27 protein-coding genes and 2 pseudogenes are annotated in these 21,743 nt (G+C 65.8%); 19 read left to right on the forward strand and 10 right to left on the reverse strand.

Annotated features, from left to right (window positions below):
- Positions 1-176: 176 nt before the first annotated feature.
- The gene (locus tag AB0I71_RS09880) at positions 177-620 is read right to left on the reverse strand and encodes an SMI1/KNR4 family protein (protein WP_357582848.1); all 444 of its coding nucleotides are present in this window, start codon (positions 618-620) and stop codon (positions 177-179) included.
- Between the two features lie 150 nt (positions 621-770).
- On the opposite strand from AB0I71_RS09880, the gene AB0I71_RS09885 reads away from it, so the two are divergent.
- Entirely contained in the window at positions 771-1,145 is a 375-nt protein-coding gene (locus tag AB0I71_RS09885) for a hypothetical protein (RefSeq protein ID WP_357582849.1), read from the forward strand.
- Between the two features lie 124 nt (positions 1,146-1,269).
- Here AB0I71_RS09885 and AB0I71_RS09890 read toward each other — a convergent pair whose 3' ends face one another.
- Entirely contained in the window at positions 1,270-1,506 is a 237-nt protein-coding gene (locus tag AB0I71_RS09890; RefSeq protein WP_357582850.1) for a DUF1877 family protein, read from the reverse strand.
- Here AB0I71_RS09890 and AB0I71_RS09895 point away from each other — a divergent pair.
- Positions 1,445-1,618 (forward strand): annotated as a pseudogene (locus AB0I71_RS09895) (site-specific integrase); the annotation flags it as partial. The gene AB0I71_RS09890 and the pseudogene AB0I71_RS09895 sit on opposite strands and share 62 nt — an antisense overlap.
- Before the next feature lie 400 nt (positions 1,619-2,018).
- Here the strand turns inward: AB0I71_RS09895 and AB0I71_RS09900 are convergent.
- Positions 2,019-2,471, reverse strand: coding sequence for an SMI1/KNR4 family protein (locus AB0I71_RS09900; RefSeq protein ID WP_357582851.1), 453 nt, complete (start codon positions 2,469-2,471; stop codon positions 2,019-2,021).
- 171 nt (positions 2,472-2,642) lie between these two features.
- Here AB0I71_RS09900 and AB0I71_RS09905 point away from each other — a divergent pair, with 171 nt between their 5' ends.
- A complete protein-coding gene (locus AB0I71_RS09905; RefSeq protein WP_357582852.1) occupies positions 2,643-3,065 on the forward strand; it encodes a hypothetical protein in 423 nt (140 codons plus the stop codon).
- A gap of 47 nt (positions 3,066-3,112) precedes the next feature.
- Here AB0I71_RS09905 and AB0I71_RS09910 read toward each other — a convergent pair whose 3' ends face one another.
- Complete coding sequence (locus tag AB0I71_RS09910) at positions 3,113-3,601, reverse strand: YfbM family protein (protein ID WP_357582853.1); 489 nt, start codon at positions 3,599-3,601, stop codon at positions 3,113-3,115.
- A 366-nt stretch (positions 3,602-3,967) separates the two neighbouring features.
- On the opposite strand from AB0I71_RS09910, the gene AB0I71_RS09915 reads away from it, so the two are divergent.
- The 3 genes from AB0I71_RS09915 (at position 3,968) to AB0I71_RS09925 (ending at position 5,421) form a co-directional block, all read left to right on the forward strand.
- The gene (locus AB0I71_RS09915; RefSeq protein WP_357582854.1) at positions 3,968-4,120 is read left to right on the forward strand and encodes a hypothetical protein; all 153 of its coding nucleotides are present in this window, start codon (positions 3,968-3,970) and stop codon (positions 4,118-4,120) included.
- Between the two features lie 216 nt (positions 4,121-4,336).
- Positions 4,337-4,777, forward strand: a complete 441-nt coding sequence (locus AB0I71_RS09920) for a hypothetical protein (protein WP_357582855.1) — start codon at positions 4,337-4,339, stop codon at positions 4,775-4,777.
- Positions 4,778-4,959: 182 nt separating this feature from the next.
- Positions 4,960-5,421: a hypothetical protein gene (locus AB0I71_RS09925; protein ID WP_357582856.1), complete on the forward strand. Its 462-nt coding sequence runs from the start codon at positions 4,960-4,962 to the stop codon at positions 5,419-5,421.
- A gap of 500 nt (positions 5,422-5,921) precedes the next feature.
- On the opposite strand, the gene AB0I71_RS09930 is transcribed toward AB0I71_RS09925, so the two are convergent.
- Positions 5,922-6,452 carry a PadR family transcriptional regulator gene (locus tag AB0I71_RS09930; protein ID WP_357582857.1) on the reverse strand — a complete coding sequence of 177 codons (531 nt, stop codon included), beginning with the start codon at positions 6,450-6,452 and terminating at the stop codon, positions 5,922-5,924.
- A gap of 155 nt (positions 6,453-6,607) precedes the next feature.
- Between AB0I71_RS09930 and AB0I71_RS09935 the strand changes: the two genes are divergently transcribed.
- Positions 6,608-7,663, forward strand: a complete 1,056-nt coding sequence (locus AB0I71_RS09935; protein WP_357582858.1) for a serine hydrolase domain-containing protein — start codon at positions 6,608-6,610, stop codon at positions 7,661-7,663.
- 157 nt (positions 7,664-7,820) lie between these two features.
- On the forward strand, positions 7,821-8,105 hold the full coding sequence (locus AB0I71_RS09940; protein ID WP_357582859.1) for a hypothetical protein: 285 nt from the start codon (positions 7,821-7,823) through the stop codon (positions 8,103-8,105).
- A gap of 1,407 nt (positions 8,106-9,512) precedes the next feature.
- On the opposite strand, the gene AB0I71_RS09945 is transcribed toward AB0I71_RS09940, so the two are convergent.
- Together AB0I71_RS09945 and AB0I71_RS09950 are read right to left on the reverse strand one after the other, a co-directional pair.
- A complete protein-coding gene (locus AB0I71_RS09945) occupies positions 9,513-9,743 on the reverse strand; it encodes a hypothetical protein (protein WP_357582860.1) in 231 nt (76 codons plus the stop codon).
- Positions 9,744-9,785: 42 nt separating this feature from the next.
- Positions 9,786-10,403, reverse strand: coding sequence for an SDR family NAD(P)-dependent oxidoreductase (locus AB0I71_RS09950; RefSeq protein WP_357582861.1), 618 nt, complete (start codon positions 10,401-10,403; stop codon positions 9,786-9,788).
- Positions 10,404-10,484: 81 nt separating this feature from the next.
- Here AB0I71_RS09950 and AB0I71_RS09955 point away from each other — a divergent pair, with 81 nt between their 5' ends.
- A complete protein-coding gene (locus tag AB0I71_RS09955; RefSeq protein WP_357582862.1) occupies positions 10,485-11,072 on the forward strand; it encodes a TetR/AcrR family transcriptional regulator in 588 nt (195 codons plus the stop codon).
- A 296-nt stretch (positions 11,073-11,368) separates the two neighbouring features.
- Here AB0I71_RS09955 and AB0I71_RS09960 read toward each other — a convergent pair whose 3' ends face one another.
- Positions 11,369-13,045 carry a cellulose-binding protein gene (locus tag AB0I71_RS09960; protein ID WP_357582864.1) on the reverse strand — a complete coding sequence of 559 codons (1,677 nt, stop codon included), beginning with the start codon at positions 13,043-13,045 and terminating at the stop codon, positions 11,369-11,371.
- A 355-nt stretch (positions 13,046-13,400) separates the two neighbouring features.
- On the opposite strand from AB0I71_RS09960, the pseudogene AB0I71_RS09965 reads away from it, so the two are divergent.
- The 6 genes and pseudogenes from AB0I71_RS09965 to AB0I71_RS09990 all read left to right on the forward strand — a co-directional run.
- Positions 13,401-13,559 (forward strand): annotated as a pseudogene (locus AB0I71_RS09965) (VOC family protein); the annotation flags it as partial.
- Positions 13,560-13,727: 168 nt separating this feature from the next.
- Positions 13,728-14,471: an MBL fold metallo-hydrolase gene (locus AB0I71_RS09970; protein ID WP_357582866.1), complete on the forward strand. Its 744-nt coding sequence runs from the start codon at positions 13,728-13,730 to the stop codon at positions 14,469-14,471.
- Positions 14,472-14,791: 320 nt separating this feature from the next.
- Positions 14,792-14,998: a hypothetical protein gene (locus AB0I71_RS09975; protein WP_357582868.1), complete on the forward strand. Its 207-nt coding sequence runs from the start codon at positions 14,792-14,794 to the stop codon at positions 14,996-14,998.
- Between the two features lie 291 nt (positions 14,999-15,289).
- On the forward strand, positions 15,290-15,478 hold the full coding sequence (locus tag AB0I71_RS09980; protein WP_332904707.1) for a hypothetical protein: 189 nt from the start codon (positions 15,290-15,292) through the stop codon (positions 15,476-15,478).
- Positions 15,479-15,580: 102 nt separating this feature from the next.
- On the forward strand, positions 15,581-16,309 hold the full coding sequence (locus tag AB0I71_RS09985) for a methyltransferase domain-containing protein (protein WP_357582870.1): 729 nt from the start codon (positions 15,581-15,583) through the stop codon (positions 16,307-16,309).
- A gap of 148 nt (positions 16,310-16,457) precedes the next feature.
- Positions 16,458-17,342: a hypothetical protein gene (locus tag AB0I71_RS09990; RefSeq protein WP_357582872.1), complete on the forward strand. Its 885-nt coding sequence runs from the start codon at positions 16,458-16,460 to the stop codon at positions 17,340-17,342.
- Between the two features lie 126 nt (positions 17,343-17,468).
- On the opposite strand, the gene AB0I71_RS09995 is transcribed toward AB0I71_RS09990, so the two are convergent.
- Positions 17,469-17,930 carry an SRPBCC family protein gene (locus AB0I71_RS09995; RefSeq protein WP_357582874.1) on the reverse strand — a complete coding sequence of 154 codons (462 nt, stop codon included), beginning with the start codon at positions 17,928-17,930 and terminating at the stop codon, positions 17,469-17,471.
- Between the two features lie 160 nt (positions 17,931-18,090).
- On the opposite strand from AB0I71_RS09995, the gene AB0I71_RS10000 reads away from it, so the two are divergent.
- Both AB0I71_RS10000 and AB0I71_RS10005 read left to right on the forward strand, forming a co-directional pair.
- Positions 18,091-18,573 (forward strand): hypothetical protein, encoded by a 483-nt coding sequence (locus AB0I71_RS10000; RefSeq protein ID WP_357582876.1) that lies wholly within the window; start codon positions 18,091-18,093, stop codon positions 18,571-18,573.
- 392 nt (positions 18,574-18,965) lie between these two features.
- Positions 18,966-19,616, forward strand: coding sequence for a hypothetical protein (locus tag AB0I71_RS10005; RefSeq protein WP_357582878.1), 651 nt, complete (start codon positions 18,966-18,968; stop codon positions 19,614-19,616).
- A 158-nt stretch (positions 19,617-19,774) separates the two neighbouring features.
- On the opposite strand, the gene AB0I71_RS10010 is transcribed toward AB0I71_RS10005, so the two are convergent.
- Positions 19,775-20,473: a hypothetical protein gene (locus AB0I71_RS10010; protein WP_357582880.1), complete on the reverse strand. Its 699-nt coding sequence runs from the start codon at positions 20,471-20,473 to the stop codon at positions 19,775-19,777.
- 438 nt (positions 20,474-20,911) lie between these two features.
- On the opposite strand from AB0I71_RS10010, the gene AB0I71_RS10015 reads away from it, so the two are divergent.
- Together AB0I71_RS10015 and AB0I71_RS10020 are read left to right on the forward strand one after the other, a co-directional pair.
- The gene (locus tag AB0I71_RS10015) at positions 20,912-21,256 is read left to right on the forward strand and encodes a hypothetical protein (RefSeq protein ID WP_357582882.1); all 345 of its coding nucleotides are present in this window, start codon (positions 20,912-20,914) and stop codon (positions 21,254-21,256) included.
- A 118-nt stretch (positions 21,257-21,374) separates the two neighbouring features.
- Positions 21,375-21,743, forward strand: coding sequence for a hypothetical protein (locus AB0I71_RS10020; RefSeq protein ID WP_357582884.1), 369 nt, complete (start codon positions 21,375-21,377; stop codon positions 21,741-21,743).

Raw genomic sequence — 21,743 nt, forward strand, 5'->3', positions numbered from 1 at the left:
CGTTCAGCGCACCCGGCTGCTCCCAGGTCGCTCCCCGATCTCCGGTAGTCGGCTGGCGTCTTGCGCGTCGCTTCGGCGCGTCTAGGAACAGCGCCGAGACTGACGGGTACTCAGCGTGACCGGCGTGCTGAGGCAACACACGCACGGTCGGGGGCCAGAAGCGGATCGCCTGGCCGCTACAACCTGAGTCCACGGCGCGCGACGAATTCCAGGACGTCGGCCGCCTCAAGCACCGGGTCGCCGCCATCGTGGAAGTGGAACCAGACCCCCTCGCGGCAGTGACCATCATCGACCGGGAACCCCCAGTGGTCGCCGGTGCCCACCGGCGATATCGCGATGAATGTCCGGTCAGGGAACTCCCGGTCGTTGACCGACGTGACGTCGTCCTCGCCGGCGACGGTGCCGACGATCGGGAACAGTTCGACGCAGCCGACCACGCCACCGCCGTAGCGCATCATGAAGGCCTTGTACTTTTCCGGCAACGTCACGCCGAGCTGCTTCTCCAGGTCGGCAACCTCGGCGGCCGTGGCGGTGCGACCGTCGATGAGCGCGAAGCCGTGCGCGGCCAACGAGGCCAACGATTTCTGACGCAGCGGCTCGACCAACGCGTCGAACTCCACGACGTTCATGCCGCTCAGTCTGCACTCCCATCCGTGCAGCATGTGTGCGCGGGTTGCCAGCTGCGGACACGAGCCGCTGACCTTCAACCCAGGTGGAGGCGTCTGCTACTGAGGTCCGTCGGCTGCGCCGCGATGCCGGATGATCTGTGCGTGGAGATCGTCCATCTGCTGCAGGCGGGAGTGACCAAGCCGCACCTGGATCGGGCGGCTGGTGCCACCTGGCTGGCCATGGTGTACGACAGCGCCAGGGCACTGCACGGTGTGGTCACGACGTCTGTCGAGGAGCCGACGGTCGGCCGAAACCACTACCGGGTCGGTGTGCGACTGCGTGATGCCAAGCCGTTGAGCATCCTGTTCAGCGCTGCCGTCTTCCTGGTCGCTGCGGCCGAACAGCAAGACCCACACATGATCCAGTCGGTGTTCGTTGACGTGCCCGGCGGGGACATGTACCGCCGCGCAGGGCTGCGCGTCGCCACCAGGGTCGAGCTGGATCAGCCGCTCCACGAGCGGCACTGCATCTTCTGACCGAAGACGATCGCCGGGATGTCGCCTACCACCAGCCGAGCAGGCTCGGCGATCTGCTGTTCAACTGGTTCGACTGAGCCGCCCTCCACGCTCACCGTGCGGCAGATGAGCGTCCGATCTTCCGTCAGGTTGCGGTGAAGATGACCGCCCGTCCGGCTGCGGCGGCTCGGTCGTAGAAGGCTTGAAGTTCAGTGAAGGCGTCCCAGGTGTAGGCGAAGTCCGCGTCGTCGTGCGCGCCGAGATAGTCCGGATCGTTGATGGCGTCGAATCGGCTGCGTAGCCAGGTTGGTTCCACATCCGACGCGCGGCGGACCTGCGCCACCCTCCTGGCCGACCTCGACGTCCACCCCCGAGTCGCCATGCAGATCCTCCGGCACGCCCGCTTCTCCGTGACCATGGAGATCTACACGCAGGTCTCGTCCAAGGCGACCAGGGACGCGCTCAAACGCCTCGGCGATTCACTCGCGCAATGAGCGGGCTGCTGTACTTCGCTGCTGTACGGGCAGCAGAAAGGCCACCTCCCGAAGCCGGGAAGTGGCCTGAGCTGCGTGGGCGATACTGGGATCGAACCAGTGACCTCTTCGGTGTGAAGCGGGACGCCGCACCGACTCTGACCTGCGGAAACGAGAACCCGCAGGTCGTGGTGGGTGCAGTTGGGTGCCATTCGATGCCGTTGGGCGCGGTTCAGGGCCGTTCAGCGCACCCGGCTGCTCCCACGTCGCTCCCCGATCACGGGTAGTCGGCTGGCGTCTTGGCGCGTCGCTTCGGCGCGTCTCCGAAGCAACAGCGCCGAGACTGACGGGTACTCAGTGTGACCGGCGTGCTGAGGCACCACGCGCACGGTCGGGGGCCAGAAAGCGGATGGCCTGGCCGCTACAACCTGAGTCCACGGCGCGCGACGAATTCCAGGACGTCGGCCGCCTCACGCTCCGGGTCGCCGCCATCGTGGAAGTGGAACCAGACTTCCTCGCGGCAGTGACCATCATCGACCGGGAACCCCCAGTGGTCGCCGGTACCCACCGGCGCTATCGCGATGAATGCCCGGTCAGGGAACTCCCGGTCGTTGACCGACGTGACGTCGTCGCCGCCGGAGACGGTGCCGACGATCGGGAACAGTTCGACGCAGCCGACCACGCCACCGCCGTAGCGCATCATGAAGGCCTTGTACTTCTCCGGCAACGTCACGCCGAGCTGCTTCTCCAGGTCGGTAACCTCGGCGGCCGTGGCGGTGCGTCCCTCGATGAGCGCGAAGCCGTGCTCGGCTAACGAGGCCACCGATTTCCGACGCAGCGGCTCGACCAACGCGTCGAACTCCACAACGTTCATGCTGGTCAGTCTGCACTCCCACTCGTGCAACATGTGTGCGCGGGTCGCCAGATGCGGACACGAGCCGCTGACTTCAACGCAGGTGGAGGCGTCTGCTCCTGAGGTTCGCCGGCTGCGCCGCGATGCCGGATGATTCCTGCGTGGAGCTCATCCGTCTGCTGCAGGGCGGGAGTGACCAAACCGCACCTGGATCGGGCGGCCGGTGCCACCTGGCTGGCCATGATGTACGACAGCATCCGGGCACTGCACGGTGTGCTCACTACCTCGGTCGAGGAACCGACGGTCGGCCGAAACCACTACCGGGTCGGTGTGCGAATCTGTGATGCCAAGCCGTTGAGCATCCTGTTCAACGGCGCGGTCCTCCTGGTCGCCGCAGCCGAACAGCAAAACCCCCACATGATCCACGCGGTGTTCGTAGACGTCCCCGGCGGAGACATCTACCGCCGCGCAGGGCTGCGGGTCGCCACCACGGCAGAGCTGAATCAGCCGCTCCACGAGCGGCACCTACATCTCCTGACCAAAGAAGAGCGCCGGGATGTCGCCTACCACCAGCCGAGCAGGCTCGGCGACCTACTATTCAATTGGTTCGACTGAGCCGCCCTCCGCGCTCACCGTGCGGCAGATGAGCGTCCGATCTTCAGTCAGGTTGCGGTGAAGATGACCGCCCGTCCGCTTGCGGCGGCTCGGTCGTAGAAGGCTTGAAGTTCAGTGAAGGCGTCCCAGGTGTAGGCGAAGTCCGTGTCGTCGTGCGCGCCGAGATAGTCCGGATCGTTGATGGCGTCGAATCGACTGCGTAGCCACGTTGGTTCCACACTGCGCAGGGTGTGAGCAACATCCCGGACCTCGGTGGCGCTGAGGTAGACGACGGGATACTCGTCGTGGAGATGACGTCCGCCGAGCACCGCGTGGGACAACGGATACACGCCGGCGTCCGGGTCGACAGTGCCGTCGGTGAGGCATCGGTGGATGGCGTTCCAAGCCTTGTCGGTGTCGACCGTCAACCCGTCGTCGCTCCACGACTCTTCGATGTTCTCAAGGATCTCGCCCACGCTGTCGCTGTCGCCGCGGTCGCCTGCCGTGAGCAGCGCACGTTCCTGGTCCGCGGCGATGGCGAAGTGCACCCCCAACACGCCGAGATCGTAAAGGGGCAGGGCACGACCTCGACGAGGGCCATCAGCCGCCACAGCTCACGTCACACCGAGCGCCGTGTGCCTGGAACCGCTGACTGCCGGTCCCGGCTCTCGGCACCACGCTGTGGCAGCTCTGGGGTACGCAGGAGGTTGACGGCCCGACCACGTAGCGACGGAGCGCGACGCTCGGCGGCGGCGGCACAAGGCCCGCTCACGACTGATGCTCCGTCTCGTACCGTAGATCCGATGAGTGAAATGCGGATTGAGGACGCCTTCGTGGATCCGGGCGGAACCATCGTGGTGACCGGCCGAATTCGAGGCGGCCCCGTAGTCCGCGGGAGTCACCTATGGCTCGTTGACGGCAGCGTGCGGTATCCCGTCGTGGCGGCCCGGTTCCTCCGCACCTGCGCCCGACACGATCCGGAGACCGCGCGAGCGGGAGAGAACACCGCAATGATCCTCGACGGCGCACCACCCCACCTCCAGCTTCGGGGCCTGCTGCTCATCACCGCAGAATGACACGTACAAATCCACGCACTGACATCCGCGACGGCCGACGCTGCGGCTAGCCCCGGTGCCTGGTGCGTCGCAGGATGAACGGACGAGTCGATCTCACGACGGATGGCGCGGCGTCGCCCTGCACGGGCATCGCAGTCTACGCAGGGACGTCACGGTTCCGCTGACGGCCGCGATTGGAGAGCTGGGCCCGTGGCCCGGGCATGTGATCATGACGGAGTGATCGTCGTGGAGTTCGACGCACCCGTTGATGCGCCAATGCCTGTCACCGGGTTCGAGTTGGGACACGTCAGCCTGCGCTGGAACGGTGGAGCCTACAGTTCCAGCCAGCTCGGGTCCCGCGGGTTGCTGATGGTGTATCTCGCCGCCGCGGACATGCTCACCGGCGTCGCGACCCTGCTGGCGCACCCCGACGCCAGCTACCTGTTCACCGGCGCCTCCAGCGCCTGGAGTTTCGCCCTGCGCCGTACCCGCCGTCATGGACTGCAGCTGAGCACGCCGGCCGGCAGGCTGCTCTGCCACACCTCCGAGGCTGACTACGCGATAGCGCTCTGGCGCAGCACCGAGCAATTGCTGACAGCCCGCACACCGATCGACGCCGGACCCTTGACCGACCTGCAGACCGCCATCGCCGCCTACCCGGACGCCTACCGGCGCTGACGCATCCACCAGTCGGGAGGAACACGCAAACTACAAGTCGGCACGTCCGGACGGAACCCGGGCCGGCTCGGCGGAACGCTGCGTAGCGCGCGGCTCGCGGCAAATGTGTGCACCGACCGGCGTGCGATGATCGGTGTATGGCCGGGCCAGTAACATCAATCGATCAAGTGCCACTGCCTGACGTGCTCCCCAGCGAGTACGCGGCGACGCTGGACGAACTCCAGCGGTTGGGTCGCACGCTTGATGTCCACCGCGCGGCCGCCACCCGAATCGGTTGGTGGTGGTATCCCGAACACCGCCAGCGTCCACCCGTGCCGGCCGACGGCGTCCACCTGCTCCTGTTCGACACCACGATCACGCTTTTCAACAGCGGCCACGATTGGCTTGAGCTGACGCTCGACGTCGCCTGGGGTTCCCGACTCACCGTGAACGCCGCCGTGGAGGTTGGGTGTTGGTGCTCACAGGACCACAACATGCACCAGGTCCGCAGCGAAAGCTGGCCGGTTACTGGAAGTCACGACCTTGTGCGGGGCTTCGCCGCTGGAATCGCGATGTTGACGATTGTTCTGGATTCCGGCTCATTCGATCCGAGCGCTTGGCGAGTCGAGGCCGGACTTCCGGATGCACCGCCACGGAGGCAGTAGCAGGCGGGGCCCGACCGCGCGTTGTCCGCGGCAGATGCGTGCACGGCCGGCAGGTGACCCATAGCAGCGCTGCGCGCCTGTCGAGCTGAACCGTTTGCGCTACCACGCAACGCACCCTCGCTGGTGGCGACGGCACACGAGGCCCGAACCGTGCGTGATCTGTCTGCGCTATCAGCTCGACAGCTTCCCCACACCCCAGGCACACCTGCCGCAGCGGACGCAACGCCACACAGGCAAATACCCTCCCGGGCACCGTTCCGGCGGAAGGGTTCTATCCCGCCCACCGCTATCCAGCCGAAGCTGAGTCGATCACCTGGACGGCGTCCGGCGGTCGGGCCGCCTGGCACGGCCATCATGATCAGGGCGATCGTGGTGAACGCGCGGTTGTAGGGGTTGATCTGTGCGGCCGGTCCGGTGCCGTGCACCGGCGCCACAGTGACCAAAGTCGCCGGTCCCAGCGCGCCGCCGACCTGTTTGTGGGGTTCGTGGGTCCTGAGATGTCATCCGGTCTGCGGCCCCCCACGATCGGCGAGCTCACCGAACCAGGCGAGGGCGTGCCGCCCCGAGGCGATCCCGTACTCCAGGGTCAGGCGCTGGTACGCGGCGACATCGCGGAACTCCGGCCATACCTCCATCGTGTCGAGATGCTTTTGAAGGGCGGTGAGCTCGGCGAGATCAGCTGCGGCCCGTTCCTGGATCTTTCGCAGCACGGGTGCGCGATTCTCCGGGGCGAGCAGTCCCAGGAAGAACAGTCGGGGAAGCGTTGCTGTCTCCAGGTCGGCTCCGCCGAGTTCGCCCGTCATCCACCGGTGGAACTCCTGGCGGCCCGCCTCGGTGGTGCGATAGACCTTCTTGCCGCGTCCGCCCGGTTCGGTGCTCGCGACCTCGATCAGACCCTTGCCCAGCAGCGTGTCGAGGGCCCGCTTGATGCTGCCTGAGCTGGCGCTGTAGAAGAGCGCGACGCCCGCTTCGAAGCTTTTGATCAGGCTGTACAAGCTCTGCGGGGCGATGAGCAGCAGGCCCAGGATCACATGTGCCACATCCGGATCCTAGCCGGTTGACTCTCTTAGACATGTCTAGTAGGCATGTCGCTATGCTAGGACGTCACATACGGCCCACGTTCACGGCAGCCGGCAATCGGGTAACCGACGGGATTGACGCCGGCCTGACCGGCCTCGTGCAGCGGGTGAGTTCCAGACCCGGTCTGCACCACGTCAGCCTCGCCCTGTGCAGCACCGACGGGCAGCGCCACTGGGCGGGCGGATCGGGACCGGAGGGCACTGCCGAGCCGGAGGTACGCCCCGAGGCGCCCTTCTTCATCGCCTCGATCACGAAGCGGTTCATCATCACGCTCGTCCTGCAGGCCCACGAGCGCGCGGAACTCGACCTGGATGCTCCGATCACCACGTATCTGCCCGCATCCGTCACCACCGGGCTGCACGTGCGGGGCGGTGTGGACCGAACGCCGCAGATCACCGTACGCCACCTGGCCAGCCACACCTCGGGGTTGCCGGACTTCTTCGAACGCCGCCGCGGCGGGCCGAGCCTGTACCGGCAGTTGCGTGCCGGGCACGACACGTCCTGGACCTTCGAGGACGTCATCGGCATCACCCGCGAGCAGCAGCGCCCCCATTTCGACCCACAGGACCTGACTGCCGGGACGCAGCGGGCACGCTACTCCGACACGGGCTTCCAGTTGCTGATCCGGATCCTGGAGGGCGTCACCTCGACCGCTTTTCCTGACCTTCTCACCAGAGGCATCGCCGAACCGCTCGGCCTCACCCGCACCTGGCACCCCGCCGCCGAGCCCGCCGAGCCGGATCTGACCGCGCCCCTTCCCCTGTACGCCAGGCGACGGCGGGTGGACGTGAGTGGAGTCATCGCATCGAGCAACGACCTGGTCAGCACCATCGAGGACCTGCTCGCCTTCGAGCGGGCGCTCACCACCGGTGAGCCATTCCGCGACGCGAACACGCGGCACCTGCTGACCGAACGCCGCAACCGGCTACGCAACGCCCCGGTCCTCCGCTACGGACTGGGCACCATGATCTTCAAGGTCAACCGACTGATGTCGCCACTGCGCGGGCCAGTAACCCTGGTGGGGCACTCAGGGTCGACCGGCACCTGGCTGTTCACCTGCCCGGAACTCGACCTGCACCTGGCCGGCACCGTCAACCAGACCGAAGCTCGGGGCCTCCCGTTTCGCATCATGGCCGCGTGCCTGCGAATCTGGGCCGGCTGAGCGAACAGCGGAACCGCAGCCCCAAACAACCCAGACAGTACGCCAACTCGGTTGGGGTCTCGCGGCCCAGCGGGATGGCCATGTCGAAGGTGTGGCCGACGGCGTCGATGAGCGACTCGCGGCAGATCCGCGCACGAGTGGATCTACGCTTACGGCCATGGGTGGCCGCTTCTACCGTCGTCGCTGGGACGAATCGCGCGGCGACGAGTTCGACGCTTGGGGGCACTCGGTCTGGTACTTCGAGGTGGATGACGACGGTTGGCCAGTTCGGCAGGTCCAGGTGTACGACCACGGCCCAGTCCTCCGGTACGGGCCTGGACATGAGGCAGACCGGTACGGCGGCCTCGGGCAGGCGAGCCTGGATGATCCTGAAGAAGACTGGAGCCCGTTCGTCGTCGCACGGGACGCGTTCGAGCACGTCTGGGACTCCGCTGGCGGATAGCCCGAGCCTCAAGACCCGCGCGCCTCGCGGCATGGGCGGACGCTGGCGCAAAATGGTCGTGATTGCTAGCTACAGCGCGCAGCGGGAAAGTCGTCAACCTCTCGTGTAGTGCGGCCCGCTTTGAAGAGCGACCTAAGGCGTCGTAAGGGGTAGCTGACAATGTTAGGGCGTGGGTGCGGCCCATCGGGATCTATCACCAATGTACTTTTCACAGTGATGTCGCCGCGGCAGTCACGGATGACTCGCGTGGGCCCGCTGGCGGCCTCGACGGCAAGGTCGATTCGCTCCTGAAGGGTCTCGGGCCGGTCCTGATCCTCGTAGGCGAAGCCGTGGCTCACGTGCCCAGCGAAGGTGACGCTGAAGACCTCCGCCCCGGAGTTGACTTGGACTTTGGCTACCCGATCCGGCCAGCCGCGAGGATGCAACTCGACCACCAGGTCTTCTTTTGGGGACCAGCCCGACAGGATGGTCCAGTCGAAGCTTGGATGCCGAGCCATCTGGGCGGGCACCAAAGCGGCGAGATCGGGGGTGTTCACGACTGAGAGTGAACCACGGTCCGCGACCGGTGGGCTGAACAGTTGTCACCCCGCAAGGACGTCCGCTCATCGGCATGAGCGAGCGTGCATCCCGGGGCGATGACCTGAACCTTCGAAGGTCGGCGCCTTCGGGCTCGCCGAAGAGGTCACCGAGCTGGAAGCCCTGCTCAGAGGGTTGCCGGTGGGATTCGAGTCTCAGCTCCCGGGATCCAGACCGCCGCCAGCACCACGGCACCCACAGCCGCGCATCGATGGAGCACTGCCCCGTGAATGGCGTCAGTGGGGCCGAGACGACAGCCGGCGTGTCGTCCCGACGGGGAGCAGCGAACCCTGACCACTTCGGTCTCCTCTGGGAGGTCACGCCAGGCCGGTGGCCCACATCGCCGCAGGTCAGAGCCTTCGACTCTGTCCAGAGTCGGTGAGCACTTCGGGCGCGGTGACTACTTCGCCAACCTGCACCCGATCTGCTCCCACCTGCAAGGCCCGCCGATCCAGCAGCTCCTTACCGCCGCGACCTGCACATACTCCCCTACCAGGAAACATAGAGAGATGTCGACTGCTGCCCAAAATCGTGGAGCACTCCGTGTGAAGCGGGACGCTGCACCCACTCTGACCTGCAGAAAGGAGAAGCCGCAGGTCGTGGTGGGTGCAGTTGAGTGCCATTCGACGCCGTTGGGCGCGGTTCAGAGCCGTTCAGCGCGCCCGACTGCTCCCACTTGCTCCCCGATCCCCGGTGGTCGACCGCGTCGTCGGCCGGCCCGTCTTTACGCGTCGCTTCGGCGCGTCTCCCAAGGAACAACGCCGAGACTGACGGGTACTCAGCGTGACCGGCGCGCCGAGGCACCACGCGCACCCTCGGTGGCAGAGGTGCTCACCATGTAGCGGTCGTTCGGTCACGGTTCTCGGGCGGGTAGTGCTTGCGGAGGTCGGAGGTCGTCATCCGGTCGAGCATCCGGTCGGGAAGGATGCGGGAGGCCCGGATGAGGAAGGTAGCCGTCGCGCCGATGGTGTAACGGGTGCGGGGCCTGGCGTCGGTCACCGCTTTGGCGATCCTCTTCGCGGCGACGTCGGAGGTCACGCCGGCCTTGGTGAACGCCGCCACGTGGGAGGGTATTGCCTGCATCAGAGTGCCGTAGCGCGCGTTCTACTCGGGCGTCATCGCTTCGTCGAGGCGGCTGAGGGCGGCGAGGCCGACGCGGGACATCTCGGTTTTGACGCCGCCCGGTTCGACCACCACCACCTGCACACCGTGGGGGGCCAGTTCGTTGCGCAGCGCGTCGCTCATCGCCTCCATCGCGAACTTGCTGGCGGCGTACGGCCCGTAGCCGGCCATCGAGATCTTGCCGTTGAGGGAACTGATGTTGACGACGCGTCCCTTGCCACGTAACAGCGCGGGAAGCAGGGCCTGGGTGACGGCGACGTGGCCGAAGAGGTTCACCTCGAAGATGCGCCGCCAATCGCTGAGCGGCATCACTTCGACCGGGCCGGCGCCAGGGACGCCGGCGTTGTTGACCAGCGCCCGCAGCGGCTGCGGACCCCGCTCGACACGTGCGGCGAGCGCGGCGACGTGGTCGGGGTCGGTGATGTCGAGGGTCACCGGCTCGATGCGGTCGGCCCGCAGGGGTGTCCGGTCGCTGTCGCGCCGTACACCGGCGAGGACATGGAAGCCGTGCCGAGCCAGTTCCCGCGCGGTGGCCGCGCCGATGCCGGTCGACGCCCCGGTCACGACCACGAGTTCCCGAGTTTCAGTTGACGATGTCATCTCTTGAGTGTGCAGTAATGAGATGACAGCGTCAACTGGTTCGAGTGACTTAGTCATCACAGGCGAGCTAGAATCCTCCGCGTGATCAGCCGTGCCGAATCAGCTGCTGCCACCCGCCGCGCCCTGCTCGACGCGGCCGCTGAGCTGCTCGATTCCGGTGGCCTCGACGCCGTGACGTTGCGCGCGGTGGGGGCGCGCGCCGGAGTGACCCGCGGAGCGCCCTACCGGCACTTTCTCGACAAGGAGAGCCTGCTGATCGCCGTCGGGACCCGGGCATGGGACACGCTCGGAGACCGCATGCAAGCCCTTCGCGCGGAACCGGGCCTGTCGGCCGCCGAAAAGATGCGCGGCGGCCTCCTTGCGCTCATCGACGTCGGCCGCTTTCGGCCACACCTCTACAAGCTCATGTTCAGCAATCCGCCCGGCGACCCCACCGCACTCGCCCGGGCCGCCCAGCGAAGCCAGACCGAGTTCCTGGCCGTCGTTGCCGACCTGGTGGACGAGCAGGACGCCCGCCGATACGCGGCCCTGCTCATCAGCAGCGCGAACGGGATCGCCGGCCTGGAGGCCAGTGGCCAGCTCGCCGACCCGAAGTGGGGAGGCGTCTCCGCCGAAGACCTGATCGACACCCTCGTCGACATGATCGCCGGCAAGAGCCGGCACGCATGACCGGCGACCACCGGACTCATGACCATGGTCCAAAAAGTGGTAAGAACCGCCCGGACGTCATCGTCTCGCCATCGCCGAGTTCATCCCCCACCAGCACCAAATGACCTGCCGCACGGTATGCGCTGATCCGCCAGTGGCGCCCGATCAGTAGTAGGCAAGGATCTGCGTGAGGGGTGGCCGAGAAGGCGACCCGGCCCACGACCTTGCCAGTTGGTAGCACCACTGGCCCAGCTTGTAGGGCTCGATAGCCGATGCCGGCGTCACCTCGGCGGTGACGCCGGCATCGGCCGTGCTGGTTACGGGGTGACCACTCGGCCGCCGAAGGTCACGACCAGCCGACCGTCGGAGGCGAAGGACCAGCCCAGAGCACCGGTGTACGAGGAACACCGGGATCCGTTGGTGCCGGACCAGAACTGGTTCGAGCTGTCGGAGTTGCCGATGGTCCGGTCGTTCGAGCCGCCGTTGCACGAGGTGTTGTTTCGGAACACCGAGGAGCCGCCGTCGAAGTTGAAGTTGCGCTCGGCGTTGCCGATGTTGGCGTTGTTCGACACCGTCATCGTGCCGGGGTTGCGGTTGTAGGTGAACCCGTGCTTGCCGTTGGCGTAGGCGATGTTGCCGCGGATGGTGTGGTTCACCGCGATGTCCTCGCCGCCGAGCTTGAATCCGTTGCGGTCACCGTTGCCGGCCTGGCCACCGTTGCTCAAGGTGCCGTTGTTGTAGGCGAGGGAGGACTCGATGGTCACCGCGCCGATGGCCCCGGTGTCGCTCTTGGTGTAGAGGTCGTAGCCGTCGTCGATGTTGTTGTGGGCAACCGTGTAACGGAAGACGTTGCCGGGGCCGACGGTGAGCTTCGGGGCGAAACCGTCGGCGTCCTCGCCGTCGGAGTCGACGTTGTCGTGCGACACCGTGCTCACCACGAGGTTGTTGGAGGGCCACTGGTCGCGGGGCGCGTTCGCGATCAGCCGCGAGAGTTGCAGCCCCGAGTCCCGGTTGTGGCGGGTGATCGTACGCTCAATGATGTTGTTGTTGCCGGCCAGCAGGATGCCATTGTCGCCGGCCCGCTCGACGATGATGCCGCGGATGTGCCAGTACGATCCGCCCACCGCCAGGCCCCGGTTGGCCGGGTCCTCGCTCTGCGCCGAGAAGTTCAGGATCGGGGTCTCACCCGCGTACGCGAAGATGTTCTTGCGTGCGCTCGACGTGCCGTTGTTGCCCTGAGCGATGGTGATGGTCTGCGAGTAGCGGTAGGTGCCCCCACGCAGGAAGATCGTCCCGCCTGCGGGAATCCGGGTGATCGCGGAAGTGAGCGTCGTCGGGTTCGCAAGCGTGCCGGCCGCGCTGTCGGTGCCGGTCGGCGCCACGTACAGCGTGCCGCTCGACGGCGGGGGCGGGCTGGTCGGTGGGGGCGTGCTCGGTGGCGGGGTGGTCGGCCCGGGCGTCGGCGGCGGGGTCGTCGGCCCGGGCGTCGCACCTGAGGCGTACGTCTCGAACTCGGCGATCCTCGGCGTGCCGCTCGCGCCGGTGATCTCAAAGTTGATCTTTTTCAGGGAGGTGGCGGGGAAGTTGATGACCCCGGCCCCGGCACCACTGGCCAGGGTGGCGCCGGTGTCGTTGTTGACGAGTCGCCAGGAGCCGACGACACCTACCGCGCCGGCCGCCTCCCGGATGTTCACCGACGCCACAGTGGTGGCGGCGCCCCACTTGACGGAGATGCGACCGGTCGTGCCGGTCGGCGACCAGTAGCTGCCCATGTCGCCATCGATCACATTGCCGTAGCTGGTGCCGCTGGCCTTGCTAGAGCCGTCGGAGCCAGCCCCGAGACTGAGGTTCGTCGCGTTGGCGCTTACCGACGCGGCGGCGAGACCGTCAGCTGAGCCGGACGCTTGGGACACCGGCAGCGCCGAGGCAACGGCGGCTGCGGCGGCCACGGCGGTGCCGCCGGCGAGCAGCCTTTGTCGCACTGTAGTTCTCACTGTTCGTCTCCTCGGGGAGTGAGCACGGTGCGAGGCGACTCCTGCACAGCCCGACACCGCAGAGTGGCTACATGTTCGTGTCATCAGCCTGGCTATAGAGCGAAACATCGATGTGATACCAGGCTAGGAAAGCGCTTGCCGGCAAGACAAGCGTAGCGATGTGCAGGTTTGTTGCAGGATTTCGGTCAGCCGCTCGCCGAGCCGAGGAGAAACCGGCAGCACGGCAGTGCCAAGGACCCGGGATCGTGGTGGTCCGACAACTACGCGTGCAGCGCCTCGGCGTCCGCGACGATCAACTCATCCAGTTCAACGCTGCTCAGGGACGGCAGGCTAACCGCCACCTGTGACGAGGTCCCTGGTCTACCGCGCCGAACTCGCGATGGTGCTGCACGATTCAAAGACTGCGGCCGAGATGCTGACCCGCGCCCAGGCCGTCACGCTCACGCATGACGAATCCGAAGGGGCGGCACCCGCGTTCGACAACGCCGCCGAACTCGCAGCAGCACTGCGGTAACTCACCATACGAACGCCTCCGCCATCTAGGCTACGTCCGGACGGTGGGTGGCCTCGGGAGCAGTCACCGTCCGTGGCACGCGGTCGGCGGCCAGTTGAGGATGTTCGGGCAGCGATATGCGCCAGGTCAATTGGAACAGTTGGCGAACCGGCCGATAGGGTTTTTCGGGTGCGGCTAAGGGTTCTCGGCGGGTGCGGTGCATGGCCGGAGGCGGGTCAGGCATGCAGCGGCTACCTCGTGGAGCACGACGGGTTCCGGCTGCTCGTCGATCTCGGCTATGCGACCGTGCCGCGGCTGCTGGAACACACCACCGCGGACCAGGTCGACGCGGTGTTCATCAGCCACGGACATCCCGATCATTGCGCCGACCTGAATCCGCTGCTGCGGGCGCGAGCGTTGCGTGGTGATCCGCCGGCGCCGCTACCGGTGTACGCGCTGCCTGGCGCGCTGGATGCGGTGTTAGCGCTGGACCGCCCCGGGATGCTGGATGCCGCCTACGTTCTGCATGAGATCACCGTCGGCAGTCGCCTCGACATCGGCCCGTTCCGGGCCCAGACCCGATTGCTGCCGCACTGGGTGCCAAATGCCGGCGTACGGCTGACTGCGGGTGACCGGGTTCTCGCGTACACCGGTGACACCGGCCCGAGCCCGGACGTGGTGGAACTGGCGCGCGACGCCGACCTGCTGCTGGCCGAGGCCACCTACGTCGATGAGGTGCCGGAGGACTCTCGGCGCTACCTGTCGAGTGCGCGCCAGGTAGGTCGGCAGGCCGCCGAAGCCGGCGTCAGACACCTACTACTGACCCACCTGTGGCCAGGCACGGATCCGGCGGCTGCGCGATCCGCAGCCGGTGACAGGTACGACGGTGAGATCGGCGTCGCCACTGCTGACCTGGTCTGGGACCTGCCCTAGACCTCGGCGTTTGCTCAGCTTTAGAAGCGTCCACGCCGGACAAACCTTCGCTCCGGCACAGTCCGCAAACGCACTCTCATCGGCCACGATCGAGTGCGCTGCGTCGGGCAGCGGCCAACGCGCGGTTTGCGGCAAATCCGTTGCCCGGACGGTGTCGTGGTTGGATCGCCCTGGCGAGGGCTCTGGCGTGACTGGATGGTGTACCCGGGCAGTCGGTCCCGACTCGGGTCGGCCTGCCCGCTACCGTCTGCGTATCGCGGCGGCCACGCTTCCCGATCCGCAGCGAATCGCCCAGTCCTGAGCAGCACGAGGAGACCCTGATGACCGATGCCAGCAGCGACGCCGATGCCACCGCTGACGTCGAAGCGGGAACCGAGGAGCAGCCGCAGCCCTTCGAGAACCGGGCGGCACGCCGGTCCAAGGGCAAGGCCACCGCCAACCGCATCGGGGGTACCGCGAGCCGTGCCCACGGCCGTTCCGGCACGGTGCAGAGTCCTCGCCAGTATGGCAACCGTCGAAGCGGCTGACTTCGGACCTCCTGGTCACGGCCGTGTTCAGTAGCTGTGGCCGCTACCGGCGTCCAGCCGCAGCCGCAGGCTCGTTGCAGGACGGTGAGGGCCAGCCACTCGGGTGACGCTGAGTGCACCGTCAGTCCCGGCGCTGTCGCAACAGCAGACTCGACTCGGCAGGATTCTGCGTCGGCCTCCAAGCGTGCCGTGATCGTCGGGCAGCGCGCGGCTCGCGGCCAGATGAGCGTGCCGAACTGGATAGCCGCAAGCCGCATGCAGTCGGGTAACGACATTGCTACCCTGCCACCGGTGGCGAGGCGAAGGTACGTGGCGAGGGGCGTTGATGGCGGCTACCGGATCTGGGACAACCGGGGTCGCCGGTGGTGGGGCGACCTTTATGAGCTCTGCCCAGACGAGTTGCTCAACGAGCTGAACGGCGCCCGTGACTACGCCAAGATTACCGCGCTGCTCCGGAAGTACCGAGCACAGAAGCGGTAACGCAGTACATCAGGCCGCCGCGTTCGGTGCGGCATGAGCGGTATCGCAACCGCGTCGATTATTGCTGGTCTCGGACATTCCGTATCGCTACGGTTCTGTGCCATGCCCGACGCGATCTTTGCCCACCCGCGCCTCGCGCCTGTCTACGATGCGTTCGATGGCGACCGCGCAGACCTCGACGCATATCTTCGCATCGTCGACGAGTTCGACGCCCGGCACGTGCTCGACATCGGATGCGGTACCGGATCCCTGGCCATCCTGGTGGCAAGAAGCGGACGACAGGTAACCGGCGTTGATCCCGCCGCTGCCTCCCTCGAGGCGGCGGCATCCAAACCCGGCGCCGCATCGGTCACCTGGCTCCACGGGGATGCCACGACGCTCCCCGCGCTGTCAGCTGACATCGCGCTGATGACCGGCAACGTGGCTCAAGTCTTCCTTGACGACGATGACTGGAGCGCGACACTCCAGGGCATCCATGGCGCGCTACGCGACGGCGGCCACCTCGTGTTCGAGACGAGACGCCCGCAGCGCCGCGCCTGGGAGGAATGGGTCGTCGACACTGACCCCGCCACCCGAAACCTTCCTGGCATCGGTGAGGTCGAACGGCGGATGGAAGTCACCAGGGTGGCGCTGCCATATGTCTCCTTCCGGTACACGTACACCTTCGCCTCTGACGGCTTCTCGGTGCAGTCGGACTCCACCCTCAGGTTCCGCAGTCAAGCAGAGGTTGAGGAGACCCTGGTGACCAGTGGTTTTACCACGATCGACGTCCGCGAGGCCCCAGACCGTCCTGGGCGGGAGTACGTGTTCGTGGCGCAACGAACGCACTGACCGCACCAACACTGAACGATGGTCGCACCCTTCTCGGGCGTGTCCTCGCGCCTGCCCATGGACAGCGGCTGCGCTCCGTGACGCCCGGTCTGCCCGCATGACAATGCGGCGGCCCGCGCTACTGGCGCTGTGTTGCGACAATCTCTACGTGAACGGTCGCAACGACAGTCTGCTTGTATTGATCCGATCGTCGTGGAGGAACTCGCCTACAGCCGTAAAACGCCTTTCCGTGGCCATGTGGACGGTGGGTGCCACGCTAGGCACCTTGGGAATTTCCGGCGATATCCTCCAATTGTGGTCATCATACCCGTTTGTCACTAACCTCTTGTCGTCCATGTGTGGCGCCTTGATTGGAATACCGGTCGCGCTATTTGTAGTGCAACAGCTTTCCATGACTCAGACTGCAGCTCTTGCGGACAGCAGAAACCTCGCTACGGTGAAGGCCCTCACCATGCAATTACGCGCTAATGTTGAACAAGTGGTGCCTGGGACGTTTGCCGACTTTGGCTTTTTATCGGATGCTGCACGGAAGCCGAAGCAAGCTGGTGCAGTACTTGCTGATATTCGGCGCGAACTGGGGAGATCGGGTGAGCTTTCTGCGGCAACGAGAGAGCGTCTTTCCCAGGTTATTACCGAACACAGGGAAACTTGCCACAACTTGTTCACGCTAGACCAAAGAACCCTGGAGGTGCGCGCGGTATGGTTGATGCTCAAGCCATCACTCTTGGCCCTCCCGCCGGAGATGACCCCGCCAGATTCGCCTTCCATGGCAGCCGCAATAGATTATGAATTCGGCCAGGTTCTGAGCACGTCGAGACTTTCGTACCGCGATATCGATGACCTGTGGTCAAACTGGGACGACGAAGAGCAGTCGCCTGGGCGTCTGACACTCGACGATATGGGGATTGCTCGACGGAGAGAAATGCTGCAAGCGCTGCATGTGCAGATGGATGCCTTAAATTCGATGTATGCAACATTGGATGGTGTAACCGCAAGGATAAACGCCTTCTTGTTGCAGGTCAAATTCGACTAGCTCTCCCACTCGGATGGAAGAACCATGGGCCGCTGACTCTGGGACGGCCGCCGAATGCGCACTCTCATCGGCTATGAGCGGGTGTCGCCAGACGCGTTCAGTCCGGATCCGCCATCTCGCGACGGGCTACCGTTCAACGTGGGCGGCGAGGTTTGCCAGCGAGGACGCGAGCCCGGCCGCGTGATCCTCTGCGGAGATGCCGGAGGGCACGTCGTCGGCTCGGATGTCCACCCGCGTCCCCTCGTCGGTTGCCCTGACCTCCCAGGTCATCGTCATGGTGCCCGCATAGTCGGGATCGTCGGCGACGAAGTTGACGGCCTGCACCACCCGGACGCCGGGCACGATGTCAACGAAGCGCGCCTCGACGATGTCGGAGTCCGCGGTGGCCTTGCCCGACGCGGTCGAGGCGTCCGCGTAGGTAAGCACCATCCGGTACGACCCACCCGGCCGGGCATCGAACCGTTCGAACCTACCGCTCATCCCCGCGGGCGGAAGCCACGCGACGAGGGCGTCTGGATCGACGAGCGCAGCGTAGACACGATCGGGAGGGGCCGCGATCACCCGCGAGGCTCTGTCCGTGCGTGGCATAGCCCCATCATGGCGCATCGTCCAGGCCCCACCCCGGCAGGACCGCACGCGGGCACCGGCGGGCTTCAATGTCGCCCTCGGTGACAAGCGGTTCGCGGCATGAGCGGATAGTGGGATCCTCGCTTGCCATACCCGTGGCGGCGGCCGGCAGGATGTTGTGGTGGACACGGCAGGACAGTGCGACGACACCTATGAGGCTGTTGGACCACGGGAGTACCTCGATCGACTCCTGGCGGAGTACGGCCTCCGTGAAGATGAACTCGGGGATCGAATCAGGGTACGCATTCCTGCGCGGGGTACGTCAGGGCTAATCTATCCGCAGGAATATCTGGTGCACGAGTCGGTGCTGCGCTCGCACGGCAATTTCCCCTGCGCCGGTGACACAGAGGCCCTGACCTTCTGCGAAGAGATCGCTGACGCGATGGCCCGCCGTTACGACATCTCCCACAGCGAGGCTGTGGCACGCGTGAACCGCCAGTGGTCACAAGCTGGTGGAGCGGGCCGTGTCCCAGGTGTCTGGATCGTCGGCCTTGACATCGTCTACCACGAGGATGCGGACTACTGGGCCGCGTCCATCTGCTACGGCCCCGACTCGCGCTGGTGGGATCCAGGCGCGGACCTTCAGCCGCTGCCGCCGCCCTGATCGCTACGGGCTTCTACGTGCCAGAACGTTGCATCGACGGGTGGCAGCACCTGCTATGTACTCGGCCACTACGACAGAGAAGAGGGATCCTCACCGCTTGGTGGGCTGGGGCAACTCCCTGCGGCGGCAGAAGAGCGGCTACGACCGTGCATCCGGTCGCCCGAGCTGAACGAGACGCTGCGTAGCGAGCGATTCGCGGCATGTGCGGATGCGCATGCGCGACGGGCCGGAGATCGGTCGTTGGGTGGCCGTATGGTGTTTGCGTCGCGGCGGTTGCTTGTTCACGCTTGCCGGGTGGCTGATCTGAACTTCTTCGTCGACTCGACGAGATCACTCAAGAGTCTGATGCCGGCTTCCGGCGATACTGGCTTGCCGAGTCGCAGGTGTCCCTCGTGGTCGCCCCCACTCCAGACGGGAAGGTGATCGACGCCGGCGACGTCTGGTCGATCAGTGGGCGGCAGCCTCCCGAGGCCGTGGCGGCCGCGGGTCTCGGTGCGCAGCGTCAGGCCATCACCGATGGGCTGGCTCATCTGCTGCGGCTCGGCGACAACCAGCGTAGGGACTGGCTGGACCGCCGTCAGCCGGCATCGAGCGCACGGGTCAACTGGTGGCTGTATCTGCTGCTGGTCATCGATCAGGTCCTTGGCGACCAACCAGGTAGGCGGGCCGACTGGGTGGAACTGAAGCTATGGCTACTGCGCCAGGGACAGGCCCGCGGTGTCCTCACCCGAGCCGAAAGCGCCGAGAAGGTGGCCTACTTCGCGGCTGACATGCGACGCGCGGGAGCCGAGTTACCGGATCTGCTGCCATCCGCTGATGACATCGTCCGGGCCTGCCTTGACGCCATCCCGGTTGGTCGGGACCAGGTGCCCATGCTCGACGCCCGCCGAGACCTGCACGGACTCGACCCAACCCAGATACGCCTGTCCCGCCTTGCGAAAAACCTGATCAATGCTGCTCAATGGCATCTAGACGAGGTCCAGGATGAACGGCTCGCCGACCAGCTAAGCAAATGGATCGCGGTCAAGCCCAGCCTCGTGTAGAAGCTCGCTTCGCCGCAAGGGCAGCACCACCCTTCCCTCGGCCCCCGCACGCTTATCGGCTACGACCGCGCCTATCGCCGCCGTTCCTCCGCCACGCGCTGCGACGCCGGTACGGCGGCAGAAGCGGATGGGAGAAGATCTTGGTTGGGCTCGGCTTCCTACATGGCGACTGGAAGCGTCTCGATCCAGCAGGATGTGACCTTTGCGGCCAGCAGAGATTGGGCCTGCTCGGCGTCCGCCCGGGTCAGGAACACTCCGGCGCCCGAGATCTTCGGCCTGTTTCCGCTGCCCACGTCGGTCATGAGGACGAAGACGTACCGGAATCGGTCACGACGGACCGGCCGATGGTCGTCCGAGTTCAACGCGTAGACGAGGTCCTGGGCAGACGCGGCGTTGAACCCTGCGTTCAGACCGAACAGCGGTCCCGTAGGCCATCGTGGCAGGTAGGCGTCCGCGGTATGGAAGAAGCTTCCCTGGACGCGGGGCAGGATGCCTTCGTGCCAACCGAAAGCCATGCTGATGACGTAGTCGAATCGGCCTTGGCTTTCCAGCATGAAGACCCGGTCGCCTCGGTCAGGGCTGGCCCGAGGCAGCGCGGTCATGATCTGGGCGGCTTCACTAACGGTCGCGCATCTGATGACCAGCCCTGCGAAGCCGTCACGGATTTTGATCGCTTCCACCGGCTTGAACAGCAGGTCGATTGTCGTTTCGTGTTCATCGTCGACCGGATTGCTGCGTAGCAGCAGCTGCCTGTGGCTTGCGGAGTAGGCCTCCATCGCGAACTGGCGCTCGCTGCGGAAGATCTCGGTACCCGGTATCAGCTCGCGATCTTGACGAAGCCAGGCTCTCGAGGTCATGCGCCTATGATTCCGGCATGAGGTCGTAGCGGTCAAAGCGACGTCAGCGGCTTATGCTCGTCGGACCTTGTCCGCAGCCCGTGGTCGCGACGCCCCGTCGACAGCAGTGCACATTAACCGCAGGGCCTCAAGCCGTCGGCTTTCGCAGTGCACCTGGGTGCCGGACGACGCCCACCGCTCGGGTCGTCCCAGCACTGGTCAGCGATGGCGAGTCCTCGACGAGGTCGAGGGCGAGCACGTCGTTGAAGAACGTGATCGTAGGGCGGTACTAATCGACGATCAGGGCAGCGAAGTCGATCTGAAACCCAACAGCCCTCTCCTGCACGTTTGCCGGTGCGCTGAGAGCGGCAGAAGCGTGCATTTGCTGGCCGGAGGTGCGACCGTATCGAAGCCGGGCAGGTCAGCAGAGATGCTTCTACGGTCGCTAATGTCGTCGTCGTGAGTGATCGTCACGGTGGTGCCTGGACGCTGCGCCGACGCGACGACGGCGGGGTACTTGCTGAGCTCGTGGTGAACGGTGGGGACTTCCCGTGGTTGAACGCTCGTGTTGACCCGAGGGAAGGGCTGGCGGAGCTTCGGCCGCTTTTCGCCGAGGAACTGCGGCTGCTCGATGGCATCGATGAGGATGTGGAGTCCTGGGAGCGCGCGTACGAGACCGTCCGGAACGCTGTGACGCTTCGGTACCCGGATGGCCAGGAGGTTCCTGAGTTTCTTCTTCACCTCGATGGCGACGAGGCGTGGTGGCGGTGGAGTGACGAGCCGTTCGACGAGCAGAATGCCTAACCAGCGCCCCCGCTCGACCGCTACTTGATCCGTACAGCTGACCAGGAAGGTTCCTGCGGAACTGCTGAGGCTTGCCGGCGCGCGCCGAGCTGACGGGCTGGAGGCATATCATCCCGCGATGGCTTCCAAGACCTTGCTGGCACGCGGTGGACTTACCTATGTCGATCGTCGTGACTTCACCCGCGGCGATTCACTGCGCGTCGTCAGGCGGATGCGCTGGCCGTCAGTATGCCTCTGGGTCGAGGACAGCACATTGACTTTTTCGTCGCGGGCCGGCTCCGAGGTGTTGCAACACGCCGAGGTGACCGCATTGCCACACGGGCCGATCGTGGGCAGGCATTGGGCCCTTGCACTCGCGGTGTCCTTCAGGACCGCAGAACGTGATCACGTTCTGCTTTTCTGGACTCCTCGTGCGCGCGCAGTCCTTCGGGAACTGGCTCGGCTTGGGTGGGATGCCGACCCGCGCGCAGACGACTTCGTAACGTAG

The organism is Micromonospora sp. NPDC049891 (genome assembly GCF_040660295.1).
In the GTDB taxonomy this organism is placed as follows: Bacteria; Actinomycetota; Actinomycetes; order Mycobacteriales; family Micromonosporaceae; genus Micromonospora.